Origin of the sequence: Oleisolibacter albus (assembly GCF_003336875.1) — a bacterium.
In the GTDB taxonomy this organism is placed as follows: domain Bacteria; phylum Pseudomonadota; class Alphaproteobacteria; order Azospirillales; family Azospirillaceae; genus Niveispirillum; species Niveispirillum album.
The window spans coordinates 207,542-220,266 of sequence record NZ_QGNJ01000003.1 but is presented as its reverse complement, the minus strand read 5'-3'; the positions used below and the strand labels follow the sequence as shown (position 1 = coordinate 220,266).

The window sequence follows — 12,725 nt, the reverse complement described above, 5'->3', positions numbered from 1 at the left end:
ACCGGCGGTAGGGGTAGCAAAGGCCGGACCAGCCGGGAACCGCAGGGTCTGCGGCCCCGCGATGCGCCCCGGATGCGGCGGATGCCGCTGTTGCTCCTGCCATGGGCAGCCGGGCTGCACGCTTTGCAGGCACGTCAAATGCAAACCCCGGGACCGATCGGTCCCGGGGGTATTGTTCCGCGGCGGGAGCGGGCAGGTGTCAGCGGCTGGCCGACACCACCGTACCGTTGTTGCCGTCCACACGGACGGTCTGGGCCTGGTCGCCCTTCAGCACCGATACCTCGTACTGGATGGCCCCGTCATTGCTTTCCACATCCACCTCATAGGCTTTGCCGCCGGCGCGCTGCTCGGCGACGCCAATGGCCTGGCTCAGTGTGGTGCGGGCGGTATTCAGACTGGAGGCGTCGGCCCCCAGGCCCAGATCCTTGGCCCAGCTTTCCAGGGTCTGCTGCTCGGAACCGACCACCTGACCGGAGCGGGCATCGATGGCATATTCCGTCACCGTCTGACCGGCCAGGACCTTAATTTCATATCGGCCGGCCCCGTTCTCTGTATCGAACTCAGCTTCCAGGGCCTTGCCCTTGCCCTGCTTCTCCGCCGTCTCGATGGCCTGAGTCAGCGACACCGACGCGCTGCGCAGCGCCTGGGCGTCCTCCTTGTCCGGGGCGGCGAAGGCGACCGGGGCCGTCAGCATCAGACCAAGACCGAGGGCGAAAGCCGGAATCATCCGTGTCATCATGGGTCTCCACGTTGTGGCGTCCTGCCATCAACGACAGGGGGCCACCCCGGGTTCCGCCGCCACAGAATCGCCCTGAAGCCGCATGCCCCGCAGCCGTACCGCCAGTCGTGAGAGGAACCCGCGGACCTGACCCGGTGAGGACAGATCCGCGGTCCAGCTGTCAGGGGGCCATTGTCCGCGGCGTCACAGCCGCCGTCCCGGTCAGGACGGCCTCGGCCGCCGAGGGGCCGACCACCACACGGTAAGGGCCGCCATCGATGCGCCAGCGGCGTCCGGCCTCGTCGAACCGGGCCAGCAGCCGCGGATCGGCGCGCAACGTCACCGTGCGGCGCTCCCCCGGATCCAGCGCCAGTTTCTCGAAACCGATCAGGCGCCGCAGCGGCTGGCCGCCGATCCCGGCCAGATAGACCTGGGGCACATCCTGTCCGGCGCGTTTGCCGGTGTTGGTGACCTGGAAACGGACGGTCAGCGTCTCGCCACCGGTGACCGTCAGCCCGCCATAGCTGAACGTCGTGTAGGACAGGCCATGGCCGAAGGGGAACAGCGGCGTCAGCCCCTTGGCCGCGTAGCGGCGATAGCCCACATCGGCACCCTCGTCATAGACCACGTCGAAAGGCTGCGTGGGCAGCAGCCCCCAGCCCGGCAGCTGTGGGCGCGGGACCTGGTCGGCCCCGGCCGGGAAGGTGATCGGCAGCCGGCCCGACGGATTGACGGCGCCGGTCAGCACATCGGCGATGGCTTCCCCACCCTGCTGGCCGCTGTACCAGGCCGACAGCACCGCCCCCACCCGACCCAGCCAGGGCATCAGCACCGGTCCGCCCGTCTGCAGGACGACGATGCAATTGGAATTGGCCGCAGCCACCGCCTCGATCAGTGCGTCCTGTCCTTCGGGCAGGGTCAGGTCGTAGGCGTCCTGTCCCTCAGCCATCCACTGGTTGGCGAAGACGATGACCACGTCCGACGCCCGGGCCAGGGCCGCTGCCGCCGCGGGATAGCGCCCGTCGTCGAACGTCACGCTGGCACCGGGCAGCCGGGCGCGCAGGGCTTTCAGCGGTGACGAAGCGTGGAAAACCATGCGCCCCCAGAAGGCCAGCGCACCTTCCCCACCGACGGGAACCGAACGGGCATCGCCGCCGATGCCGGTGACCTGGGACGACCCAGCGCCGGACAGCACACCGGCATCGGCATGGCCACCGATCACGGCGATGCGCTTCACCGCCGGTGCCAACGGCAGCAGCCCCTTGGGATTGGCCAGCAGCACGATCCCCTCGTCCGCCACCTGCCGGGCGATGGCGCCATGGGCCGCCAGATCAACGGGCGGTCGGGCAGGCCCGGCATCGAACAGGCCGGCGGCAAACATGGAGCGCAGGATGCGCCGCGCCATGTCCGACAGCCGGTCCTCCGGCACCGTACCAGCGGCAACGGCCTGTTTCAGCGCCGGGCCGAACCAGACCTGACCGTCCAACTGCTCGCCCGATTGCTGGTCCAGCCCCTTCAGCGCGAAGTCCGTCGCTTTCACCGCGCCCCAATCGGACATGACCCAGCCGGGATAGCCCCAGTCGCCCTTCAGCACACCGTTCAACAGATGCTCGTTGCCGCAGGCATAGGCACCGTTGACCTGGTTGTAAGCGCACATGACGGCACCGGGCCGTCCGCGTTCGATGGCGATCTGGAAGGCCAGCAGGTCACTTTCGCGGTGTGCCGCCTCGTCGATGACCGCGTTGGCGACGAAGCGGCCGGTCTCCTGCCCGTTGAGACTGAAATGTTTGACGGTGGAGATCATACCCTGGCTCTGGATCCCGCGGATGCTCTCCCCGGCCATGATGCCAGCCAGCCAGGGGTCCTCGCCCAGATATTCGAAATTGCGGCCGTTGCGGGGGTCGCGGGCCAGATTGGCCCCGCCGGCCAGCAGCACATTGAAGCCCTTGGATACCGCCTCGCGCGCGATCATGGCCCCACCCTCATAGGCGAGGCGGGGATTGAAGCTGGCAGCCAGGGCCAGGCTGGCCGGCAGGGCCGTGGCCGTATCGCCCGGCCGCACATTGGCGGGATTGGTCACGCCCAGGCTGGCGTCGGTCTCCTGCAATGCGGGAATCCCCAGGCGCGGCACGCCGGGAATGAACCCGGCCCCGCCCAAGGCGCCGGCCGGCAGCGGCTTGCCGTCGAGGCTGAGTGCCATGGGGCCGTGCAGCAGGCCGATGCGCTCCTCCAGGGTCAGCGCGGCATCCAGCAGACGCGCCCGCTCGTCGGGGGAGAGCGACGGGTCGCGCCACGCCTCACCCGCCGCGGCGGAACCCGCCATCAGCGCCAGGCCCATTCCCACTGTCGACAATACAATCCGCGCGCCCATCATGACTTCCCGTCCCTTCCGGCGCCGTGCCACGCCGCTGCTGGTCCGATGCCGACCGTAGGTGAGCGGTGCGGGGCTTGTCACGGCGCAGGGTGTCGCTGCCGGGGCGGGCGGGGAAAGATCAGACGGCTTCCAGGACCGGCGACAGCCCCTGCTGCCGCAGGAGCGCTGCGATCTCATCGCGGTAGACCGGGTTCATCACCACCACCACATCCGGCCGGATCTCGGCCAGATCGGCGGGACCGACCACGGGATGGCCGGTCCCGGCCACATAGCTGCCGCGCCGGTGGGGATTGATGTCGACGACGGCCTGGACGCGATCATCCAGTCCGACCATGTTGGCCAGGGCCGTAGCACGGGAACCGCTGCCCCAGAGCACGACTTTCCGTCCCGCCTGTCCCCAGCGTTCCATCCGGTCGCGCCAGCCGTCCAGCCTCAACCGGGCCGCATCCCCGAACCGCCGGGCGGCATCCACCACCTGCTGCGGCTTCTCCTCCGGCAGATCCAGTGCCGTGATCGCCCCGGCCGCGTCCGGCATCGCTTCGATGATGAGGTAATGGCCGTCAAAGGCCGTGCGCAGGACCGTGGGCGCCAGCCCGTGGGCACGGAACAGCCGGGCCAGTGACCCTGGTGTGAAGTTGCTGCAATGCTCGTAATACAGGTCCCAGACCTGGAGCCGGTCGAGAATGACCAGGGTTTCCGGCACCATGAGCACAAGGGGGGCGTTCCCGCTGGCCCGTGCCGCCCGGCCGATCAGGTCCAGGAAGTCCGGCGGGTACTGGATATGCTCCAGCGTCATCTTGCAGACGAACAGATCACCCCGAACCCTGTCCGCCTCCGCCGACCCGAACAGGATCGGCTCCACCCGGATGCGATCCTGACCCGGACCAGCGCGGCCGGGGACGAAGGCGGGATCGAAGCCGTGGCCGCTGCCCATGGCCATCCGGGCCAGCAGCGCCAGGAACTCCCCCTTGCCGCAGCCGATCTCCACGATACGCCGACCCCGCAGCCGGTGGCGCCGGACCAGATCTGCGGCCAACGCTTCGTGGAAGCGCACGAAGGTGGGAGAGAATCCCTGGGTTTCCTCCAGATCCGTGTCCATGCGGATCCGGGCCGGATCGAAGGCACTGTTGAAGAGGAAGCCGCAACCGGGGCAGACGCACAGACGCAGGCGTCCCCGCGGCTCCGCCAGAGCCGCGGGGCGGCTACGCATCAGCGTGGTGCTGTTGACTGGCAGCTGGCCGCCATCGAAAAAAAGTTCCGCCACCGTCCCGCAACAGGGACAGTCCTGGGAGGATCGGGTGTTCACGGGACCATGCTCCTCGATCGGCGCATCGGCTCAGGCGTGGAGGGGGTGGACACCGACCCGGCTCTTCACGAAATGGACCCAGTCCACCCGCCCGAGAACCACGGCGGCGCAGTGCAGGCGCTGGGCTGGGCCGAGGCCGGGCACCCGCAGGCAAGCCCCCAGGATCTGCAGATACTGCTGCCGTTTGGGCGACCAGCGGGACACCTCGGCCCGGGTGTCGATCCAGCGCCGCTGTTCCTCCGCCGACAGAGTCAGCGAGGTACGGTCGTGATCGCGCTTCATGAACAGCGGCTCCGGCACCTCATGGAACCGCCCGCGCAGGGCCAGTTCGGTCAGCAGCGCCTTGTCCGAGCTGTAGTAGGACCGGTGCAAGGGCGTCTGACGCAACACGTCGGCCCGGATGAGGCCGAAAATGTCGGTGCAACGGATGGTGCGCAGGAACAGGTCCGTGAAACGCTCCACCGGATCATCGGAACTGGCCCGTCCGGCCGGCGGCGGACCAACCCTTAGGTTGCCGGCCCGGTCCCGATAACAGCCCGACAGCGAATCGAAGACCAGATCATGCTCGTTCTCATCCACCAGCCGCGTCCGGCTGTGGGCCAAGACCACACCGGGATCGGCCTCAAGAGCGGCAACGGTCCGCTCCAGAAAGGTGGGTTCATGCACGTCATCAGACGCGGCCCATTTGAAATAGCGGCCACGCGACAAGGTGAAGACGCGGTTCCAGTTCGGCGCCGCCCCGATATTCTCCGCATTGCGGTGCACCCGCAGACGCACATCGTCGGCGGCCAGCCGCGCCAGGATCTCCGGTGTCCGGTCGGTGGAAGCATTGTCGCAGACCACCAGTTCAAAATCGGTAAAGCTCTGCGCCAGGATGGCGCGGACGGCCCGCTCCAGATACGCCTCACCGTTAAAGACGGGCAACCCGATGGAAACCAACGGCATGATGGCGATCACTCCCCCATCCCCACGCTGCGTTCCCGCATTGCCGGAACCAAGCTGCCAGAGCCAGCGGCACACCGGAAGCAGTCCAGGGGGCCTTACACCACAGGGCATTGGGCTACCACGACCGGCGACCCACCTGCACGTTCTCGCACCCGGTGGCAGCACCACCAATCTGACACTTCATCAATTGGACGATCTTGCCGGTTCTGAGAAGTAATGAACCTGCCCGCCGCACAATTGATGCGGGCCGTATCCGGGGCGGACATTTTCGGTATCGATGTCAGATTCTAACGGAAACGGCCGGCAATTGTTCGACACCTCTTCCGGGCAATACGACTGTTCCAGAATTCTCCTTTGGGGAATTTGCGCTCAACGCCGCGGTGCAGCACCCTCACACTATCCGCAGATGTGCGGCGGACCTGTGGGGCCAAGGTGCAAGGAGGCGCAAGTGGATTCGATTCTGCCCGATCCGATCGTGACGGCGGACGGACGGACGGAGGGGCGTGGACGCACGGTCTGCCGGGCCTGCGGTCACGCGGGCCTGCTGCCCTTCGTCGATCTCGGCCTCTCTCCCCTGTGTGAAAGCTTCGTGCCGGCACAGGCGCTGGGGCATGGCGAACAGTTTCACCCCCTGGATGTGAAAGTCTGTCCCGCCTGTTGGCTGGCGCAGCTGGGCGAGTATGTGGCGGTGGAGGAGATCTTCAGTGAATACGCCTACTTCTCCAGCTACTCGCAGGCCTGGCTGGAGCATGCACGCCACTATACCGAAATCATGGTCGGGCGCCTGGGTCTGGACGCCGGCAGCTTCGTGGTCGAGGTGGCATCCAATGACGGCTATCTGCTGCGCAGCTTTGTCGAGCGCGGCATTCCCTGCCTGGGCATTGAGCCGGCGGCCAATGTGGCGCGGGCGGCGGCCGATGTGGGCGTGGACACGCTGGTGCGGTTCTTCGGGCGCGATCTGGCAACAGAACTGGCGGCCATGGGGCGGCAAGCCGACCTGATCACCGGCAACAATGTGCTGGCCCAGGTGCCGGATCTCAACGATTTCGTGGCCGGGCTGGCCCGGCTGTTGAAGCCCGACGGGGTGCTGACGCTGGAGTTCCCGCATCTGGCCCGGCTGCTGGCGGAAAACCAGTTCGACACCATCTACCACGAGCATTTCAGCTATTTCTCACTGGGCACGGTGCGGCGTCTGCTGGCCGCCCACGGGCTGCGCGTCTTCGACGTGGACGAGCTGTGGAGCCATGGCGGCTCACTGCGCGTCTTCGCCTGCCGGGAGCAGGGGCGTTGGGCCACAATGCCCGCAGTCGCCGCACTGCTGGCGCGGGAAGAAGGGGCCGGACTGTTCCAGGCGGAAACCTATGCCGCCTTCGGCCGCGCCGTGGCGGAAACCAAATTCCGGCTGCTGGACCTGCTGATCGACCTGAAGCGCCGGGGCAAGCGCGTGGTCGGCTACGGGGCCCCGGGCAAGGGCAACACGCTGCTGAACTACTGCGGTATCCGCACCGACCTGCTGGACTTCACAGTGGACCGCAACCCGTACAAGCACGGGCGGTACCTGCCAGGAACCCGCATCCCCATCCATGCGCCGGAGCGCCTGCTGGAAGCGAAGCCGGACGCCATCCTGATCCTGCCCTGGAACCTCAAGGACGAGATCATGGCCCAGCTGGCCGAGGTCCGGAGCTGGGGCTGCCGCTTCATCGTTCCGGTCCCGGTGCCGACAGTGCTGGACTGATCCGTTGCGCACTTCTGATCAAAGGAGTCACCCATGAAGGTGGTTCTGTTCTGCGGCGGCCTGGGGCTGCGCATGCGGGATTACTCGGAGACGATACCGAAGCCGATGGTCCCGCTGGGAAACCGTCCGATCCTTTGGCATGTGATGAAGTATTATGCCCATTACGGGCATACGGATTTCATCCTGTGTACGGGCCACAAGAGCCATGCCATCAAAGAATTTTTCCTCAATTACAATGAGTGCATTTCCAACGACTTCGTCCTGTCCGATGGCGGGCGGCGCGTGGATCTGCTGTCCCGCGACATCGACGATTGGCGCATCACCTTCGTCGAGACCGGTCTGAACGCCAATATCGGCGAGCGGCTGCTGGCGGTCCGTCCCTTCCTGGAGGGGGAGGAGATATTCCTGGCCAATTACAGCGACGGGCTGACGGACTGTCCGCTGCCGCGGGTGCTGGCGCGGCTGGACCGGCCGGAGGTGGTGGGCGCCTTCATGGCCGCCCGTCCCAATACCAGCTTCCATTTCGTGCAGCAGGATGCCGATGGCACGGTCTGCGGCGTTGAGGATGTGCAATCGGCCGATCTCTGGGTCAACGCCGGCTACTTCGCTTTCCGGCAGGAGATCTTCGATTTCATCCGACCGGGCGAGGAACTGGTGGAGGAGCCCTTCTCCCGGCTGATTGCCGCCCGCCGGCTGGTGACCCATCGGCATGACGGGTTCTGGCGCGGGTGCGACACCTTCAAGGATCTGCAGACCCTGGAAAGCGCGGTGCAGCGCGGTCCCGCGCCCTGGGAACTGTGGCGGCGTCCCACGATGGCGCCCCCGCTGCGCGCCCTGGCACCGGCGGCGGAGTGACACCCCATGCTGTCGTTGCTGCCGGGGAGGGATCTGGGACGACCGCTGCGCCTGCTGTGCATCGGCGCCCATTCCGACGACATCGAGATCGGCTGCGGCGCCACGCTGCTGCGACTGCTGGCCGGACCGCAGCCGGTGACGGTGGACTGGGTGGTGTTCGCCGCTGCCGGGGACCGCGGGCGCGAGGCGGCGGAGAGCGCATCGGCCCTCCTGCGCGGAGCCGCAGCCGTGCGCACGCGCCTGCGTGGCTTCCGTGACGGCTTTTTCCCGGCCGACTTCAGCGGAATCAAGGAAGCGTTCGAGGATCTCAAGCGCTGGTCCAGCCCGGATCTGGTGCTGACCCATTGGCGCGGCGACCGACACCAGGACCACCGGCTGCTGGCGGAACTGAGCTGGAACACCTTCCGCGACCATCTGCTGCTGGCCTATGAGATCCCGAAATATGACGGCGATCTGGGCAATCCCAACCTGTTCGTGCCGGTGACGGCCGAGACGGCCCAGGCCAAGATCGACGCGCTGATGGCCGGCTTCGGCAGCCAGCGCAGCAAGGGCTGGTTCAGCCCCGACACCTTCCATGGCCTGATGCGTCTGCGCGGTGTGCAGGCAGCCTCCCCCACCGGGCTGGCGGAAGGATTCCATGCCGAGAAACTGAACCTTTCCCTATGGTGATGCCCATGACTTCCTCTGCCCTTACGGCGGCGAAGCAGTTGCTGAAGCCGCTGGTGCCCCGGTCCTGGCGCCAGTCGTTCCGCATGCGCAAGGCCCTGGCGACAGCCGAGATCGAGCTGCCCCTGGTGCATCTGCTGTGCGACCCGCAGGGGTTGGCCGTGGATGTCGGGGCCAATCGCGGCCTCTACACCTGGCAACTGGCACGCGGGTCGCGCGCCGTGCTGGCGTTCGAGCCCTTTCCCGATCTGGCCGACCGCCTGCGCCAGGAGTTCGGCCCCAAGGTGAGGGTGGAGGCTTGTGCCCTCTCCGACCGGGAAGGGGAGGCCGTGCTGGCTGTCCCCCAGCATGGCGGCGGCGACCTGCCCACGCGCGGCACCCTGGAAAGCGGTGTGAACACCGAATTCCCGCGCCGGACCCTGACCGTGCCCGTGCGCCGGCTGGACAATTATGACCTGAGAGATGTGGCCTTCATGAAGGTGCATGTGGAGGGTCATGAATATCCGGTGCTGCGCGGTGCGGAACAGACCATCGCCCGCAGCCATCCCACCCTGATGGTCGGCAGCGAGGAGCGGCATGTTCCCGGCGCCCGGGATCGTATCCGCACGTTCCTGGAGGGGCTGGGCTATGGCGGCTGGTTCCTGGATCATGGGCGGCTGACGCCCATCGCCGAATTCCATGTCGAGCGGCACCAGCGGCCGGAGTTGGCGAAACCGCCCGGCCAGGGCGGCTACACTCCGGACTATGTCCATAACTTCTTCTTCGTGCATCCCGGGCGGGCGCAGGGCCTCGACCGGCTTCGACAGGCGTTAGGGTAACGGCATCAGGGAGCCAGGAGCATCAACGGCGCCAAGCTGGCCGACAGCCGGTCGAAAGGCAGGTTGGCCAGTTCACCCCGCCAGCGGCGCAGCTTCAAGGCCCAGCGCTGGACACGGCGCCGATGACGGCTGTCGAGGGCGGGATTGACAGGCATTGCCGCCAGGCCCGGTGCGGCCAGGGCGATGATCCGGTGTTGCAGGGCGCCACTGCGACGGGCCTCGGGCGTGGCCGCCAGCATGAGATCATGCTGATAGGCACTGTTCAGCACCTGGACACAGCGACCATCCAGAAGGTCGACCCCCTGCTCCACCGCCGACAGCCAGCCGGCCATGCGCTGGTCACGGTAGAAGTGATCGCCCAGGGAATAAGCGCGGCTGCCACGGGCTGCCCAGCCAAGCCAGCGCGCCGCCTGCCGGCCCAGCAGCCGGGTACTGCCGAAGCTGTCATAGGACGTGAACAGCCGTTCCGGTTCTGTCAAAGCCTGCTCCCAGTCCAGTCCCCGGAGCCGGTCCTCCATGCGGTCGCGGCCGATCTCGAATCCGCCGCCGCGCAGCAGCACCTCGCCCGATTTCAGGTTGGCGTAACCGCCACGTGGCCATAACCCGTTGTCAGCATCGGCAACATTGCCGAAACAATGCTGCTGGAACTGGCGCTGCCGCTCCGGGTCCAGGCGGCCCGGGCGGATCAACCGGTGGGAGACGCCGGCCTTGGCCGCGATGGTTGGCGGCAGGTCTCTGTCTGCCCGGCTGATCTGCGGCACGGCATGGGTGACGCAGTCCACCTCGACCCCCGACGCCAGGGCAGCGGCCAGGAGCGTCCGGCTGTCCAGCCCCGCGGTCAGGCCCAGCACCAGCCGGTCGTAGCGGGCAGCCATGACCCGCATGAAGCATGACAGGCTGGACAGCAGCATGGCCGCCAGAGCCGCCTCCCCCATCCCCCGGAACCGCGTCGGCTGCCAGCGCTCCGCCCGGTGAATATCGCCCGAGCGGAGATCCAGAGCCTGGTCGGGCAACAGCTTGTCCACACCCTTGATGCGGGAGCCGGGCGGCGGAAACCAGTTGGCCCCATACCAGCCGAGCCGGCGGGGGTGAAGCGGCAGGTCGGGCCGTAGCCCATGCAGCAATGCCAGACTGGGACTGACCAGTACGGACTGACCACAGGCCGACGATGTCAGGAACAGGCCGAGCAGGCCGGACGGGTCGGTCAAGACGACGCCACCGGCAATCAGGCACCAGCGGCCCGACCAGGCATAGGTCTGCCGCGCCAGTTGCTCCGGCGTCGACCAGGGGCCGAGACGCAGACCCGGCGGGCTGTCGGGATCGATGTTCACCGCGATACCCAGCAGCAGCGCTTCCCCGCCATTGCCGTCCGGCAATCTCTCCAGCTCCAGCCAGGGACAGCAGGCCAGCTCCAGACTGTTCTGAAGCGGGACCCGGCGCCAGCCGGCGGGTGCGGCAGACCCCGGCGGGCTGATCAGAAACTGCCGGCGATGAAGAGGGGACATCGTCATCGATCTGTCCGGTGGGAGGGTGGCTTGCTTAACATCCGGAAACACCGTTGCTCCCGGCGCATCCGGCTGGCGCAGTGGTCGCAGGCGCGGTGCAGTCCCTCCCCGAATGGGTGGGATCGCCCCCCATCCGTGTGTTGGAAATGAACGGGCCGTTCAGCCGGGATCTTCGCGCAGTGCAGATCCGGGTCCGGATTTCCGACTGGCGATCCTCGACACCAGCCCCCATCTCCTGCGCTAGAACCACACCGTTTCGCCTTCGCCGTTTCCGTCGCCCAGGAGTGCCGTTCCGGTGGACCGGACCACCCGTTTTAGCCCCGCCCTGCCCTGCCTGCCGCCGGATCGGTATCCGGCTGGGAACCGCCGGCGGTTCGTCGGCGCCATGGTGGCCGTGCTGGTGCAAGTGGGGCTGGCCGGACTGTTGCAGACCGGCGGCTGGCGCGCCATACAGCTCGACGGCGCCCCCGTGGTCAGCACGTTGGTGCGGGTACTGGGGCCGGAGGACGGACAACCGGTTCGGATCCAGGCGGTGGCCATCACGCCCCCCCCCGTACCGATGGTGACTGCACCGCCGGTGCGGCTGGCCGTACCGACCATCCGTCTGGCCTCCACAGCCGCGCACGGCAGCCTGGTCATGACGCCGGCCGCACAGGTGGCCGGCCGCAGCGGCCGGGATGATTACATCGCCCGGATCCAGGCCCATCTCGACAATTTCCGCCGCCGCACCGACACTGGTCTGGTCTATGTGCGCTTTTCCATCGACCGCGGCGGCCGCGTGCAGAGCGTGGCGGTCGAACGCAGTTCCGGCGCCGCCGATCTGGACCAGGAAGCGTTGCGGCTGCTGCGGCTGGCCTCACCGCTGCCGCCGGTACCGCCCGCGCTGGCCGGACAGACCTTCAGCGTCACCATGCCCATCACCTTCGGCCCCCGCAGCACTTCCTGAGGCCCATGACCACGGATGAGCCTTATAATCCCTGCATCAAGATCTGCCGCTTCAGCCCGGAAGGCATCTGCCTGGGTTGCCATCGCAGCCGGAGCGAGGTGAAGGGCTGGAAACAGCTGAGCCGGGAGCAGCGCATCGCCATCAACCGCCGGGTGCGGCCGCTGATGACAGCGGCGGCAATGGACAGGGGCGGCCGCAAACGGGCCAAGCGGCTGAAGACGCTGGACCGCAAGATCGCCAAGCTGACGGCGCGGCTGGACAAGGCCCGCATCAAGCGGGCAGCCTTGATGGGTGGCGGATGACCCTCCACCATCAACCGCGCCTGTCGGGAACCCCCAGCCGTATGTCTACCATGATCTCGCCCGACAGATCCTCCAGCGCGGCCTGGAGTTGATCCAGCTTCAGGCTGTCGGGGATCAGCAACGCCGCCCGCGCCCTGAACAGCCGTTCCCCGGACCAGGCGCCGTGCGCCAATTCGGTGGTGAAGGACTCGATGTTGACTCCAAGACCGGCCAGGACGCGCGTCACCTCCCGCACGATACCCGGACGATCCTGGCCGACAAGATCCAGCTGGATCGGCGTTGCCACGGATTCAGGCGTCGGTCCGGCCTCCACCAGGGTCACCGTCAGACCGGCGGAGTCCGCCTGCTGAAGACGTTGCCGCAGCCCGTCCAGCGCCGTGGCCGGCACCTCCACCAGCACGGCGCCGACGAAGCGGCCGGCCAGATGGGACAGGTGGCTTTCAAGCCAGTTGCCGCCGGCCGCCAGCACGGCATCGGCCAGGGTTTCGACGAGGCCGGGCCGGTCACTGCCGACCACAGTCAGGATCACGGTGCTTGTCACGGGGGCGCCTCCCT

At 67.5% G+C, this 12,725-nt stretch carries 12 protein-coding genes; 6 read left to right on the top strand and 6 right to left on the bottom strand.

The genetic code is table 11. The features are described from left to right. Window positions 1-199: 199 nt before the first annotated feature. The 4 genes from DK368_RS05870 to DK368_RS05855 all read right to left on the bottom strand — a co-directional run bounded on the left by DK368_RS05870 (window position 200) and on the right by DK368_RS05855 (window position 5,343). Window positions 200-739 carry a PepSY domain-containing protein gene (locus DK368_RS05870; protein WP_114392927.1) on the bottom strand — a complete coding sequence of 180 codons (540 nt, stop codon included), beginning with the start codon at window positions 737-739 and terminating at the stop codon, window positions 200-202. Window positions 740-899: 160 nt separating this feature from the next. Beyond that, a complete protein-coding gene (locus DK368_RS05865) occupies window positions 900-3,056 on the bottom strand; it encodes a beta-glucosidase (protein WP_240002350.1) in 2,157 nt (718 codons plus the stop codon). A 154-nt stretch (window positions 3,057-3,210) separates the two neighbouring features. Next, window positions 3,211-4,302 (bottom strand): class I SAM-dependent methyltransferase, encoded by a 1,092-nt coding sequence (locus DK368_RS05860; protein ID WP_155524486.1) that lies wholly within the window; start codon window positions 4,300-4,302, stop codon window positions 3,211-3,213. Between the two features lie 126 nt (window positions 4,303-4,428). Next, the gene (locus DK368_RS05855) at window positions 4,429-5,343 is read right to left on the bottom strand and encodes a glycosyltransferase family 2 protein (RefSeq protein ID WP_162305898.1); all 915 of its coding nucleotides are present in this window, start codon (window positions 5,341-5,343) and stop codon (window positions 4,429-4,431) included. A gap of 448 nt (window positions 5,344-5,791) precedes the next feature. Here DK368_RS05855 and DK368_RS05850 point away from each other — a divergent pair, with 448 nt between their 5' ends. Genes DK368_RS05850 through DK368_RS05835 form a run of 4 tightly spaced genes read left to right on the top strand, consistent with a single transcriptional unit; the run spans window position 5,792 to window position 9,417 of the window. After that, window positions 5,792-7,078, top strand: coding sequence for a class I SAM-dependent methyltransferase (locus DK368_RS05850; RefSeq protein WP_240002349.1), 1,287 nt, complete (start codon window positions 5,792-5,794; stop codon window positions 7,076-7,078). A gap of 33 nt (window positions 7,079-7,111) precedes the next feature. Further along, complete coding sequence (locus DK368_RS05845) at window positions 7,112-7,933, top strand: glucose-1-phosphate cytidylyltransferase (RefSeq protein ID WP_114392918.1); 822 nt, start codon at window positions 7,112-7,114, stop codon at window positions 7,931-7,933. A gap of 6 nt (window positions 7,934-7,939) precedes the next feature. Further along, complete coding sequence (locus tag DK368_RS05840) at window positions 7,940-8,602, top strand: PIG-L deacetylase family protein (protein WP_114392916.1); 663 nt, start codon at window positions 7,940-7,942, stop codon at window positions 8,600-8,602. Between the two features lie 5 nt (window positions 8,603-8,607). Further along, a complete protein-coding gene (locus DK368_RS05835; RefSeq protein ID WP_162305897.1) occupies window positions 8,608-9,417 on the top strand; it encodes an FkbM family methyltransferase in 810 nt (269 codons plus the stop codon). A 5-nt stretch (window positions 9,418-9,422) separates the two neighbouring features. On the opposite strand, the gene DK368_RS05830 is transcribed toward DK368_RS05835, so the two are convergent. Continuing rightward, window positions 9,423-10,928: a hypothetical protein gene (locus tag DK368_RS05830; protein WP_114392912.1), complete on the bottom strand. Its 1,506-nt coding sequence runs from the start codon at window positions 10,926-10,928 to the stop codon at window positions 9,423-9,425. Window positions 10,929-11,217: 289 nt separating this feature from the next. Here DK368_RS05830 and DK368_RS05825 point away from each other — a divergent pair, with 289 nt between their 5' ends. Together DK368_RS05825 and DK368_RS05820 are read left to right on the top strand one after the other, a co-directional pair. Further along, window positions 11,218-11,868: an energy transducer TonB gene (locus DK368_RS05825; protein WP_114392909.1), complete on the top strand. Its 651-nt coding sequence runs from the start codon at window positions 11,218-11,220 to the stop codon at window positions 11,866-11,868. Between the two features lie 5 nt (window positions 11,869-11,873). Continuing rightward, window positions 11,874-12,170, top strand: a complete 297-nt coding sequence (locus DK368_RS05820) for a DUF1289 domain-containing protein (RefSeq protein WP_114392907.1) — start codon at window positions 11,874-11,876, stop codon at window positions 12,168-12,170. Window positions 12,171-12,180: 10 nt separating this feature from the next. Here the strand turns inward: DK368_RS05820 and DK368_RS05815 are convergent, their stop codons facing one another. After that, a complete protein-coding gene (locus DK368_RS05815) occupies window positions 12,181-12,711 on the bottom strand; it encodes a glycine cleavage system transcriptional repressor (protein ID WP_114392905.1) in 531 nt (176 codons plus the stop codon). Between the last annotated feature and the right edge of the window lie 14 nt (window positions 12,712-12,725).

Bases quoted from the DNA above. Each gene is read 5' to 3' on its own strand.
- DK368_RS05870 (WP_114392927.1), bottom strand. From the start codon at position 739: ATGATGACACGGATGATTCCGGCTTTCGCCCTCGGTCTTGGTCTGATG.
- DK368_RS05865 (WP_240002350.1), bottom strand. From the start codon at position 3,056: ATGGGCCTGGCGCTGATGGCGGGTTCCGCCGCGGCGGGTGAGGCGTGG.
- DK368_RS05860 (WP_155524486.1), bottom strand. From the start codon at position 4,302: ATGCGTAGCCGCCCCGCGGCTCTGGCGGAGCCGCGGGGACGCCTGCGT.
- DK368_RS05855 (WP_162305898.1), bottom strand. From the start codon at position 5,343: ATGCCGTTGGTTTCCATCGGGTTGCCCGTCTTTAACGGTGAGGCGTAT.
- DK368_RS05845 (WP_114392918.1), top strand. From the start codon at position 7,112: ATGAAGGTGGTTCTGTTCTGCGGCGGCCTGGGGCTGCGCATGCGGGAT.
- DK368_RS05840 (WP_114392916.1), top strand. From the start codon at position 7,940: ATGCTGTCGTTGCTGCCGGGGAGGGATCTGGGACGACCGCTGCGCCTG.
- DK368_RS05835 (WP_162305897.1), top strand. From the start codon at position 8,608: ATGACTTCCTCTGCCCTTACGGCGGCGAAGCAGTTGCTGAAGCCGCTG.
- DK368_RS05830 (WP_114392912.1), bottom strand. From the start codon at position 10,928: ATGACGATGTCCCCTCTTCATCGCCGGCAGTTTCTGATCAGCCCGCCG.
- DK368_RS05820 (WP_114392907.1), top strand. From the start codon at position 11,874: ATGACCACGGATGAGCCTTATAATCCCTGCATCAAGATCTGCCGCTTC.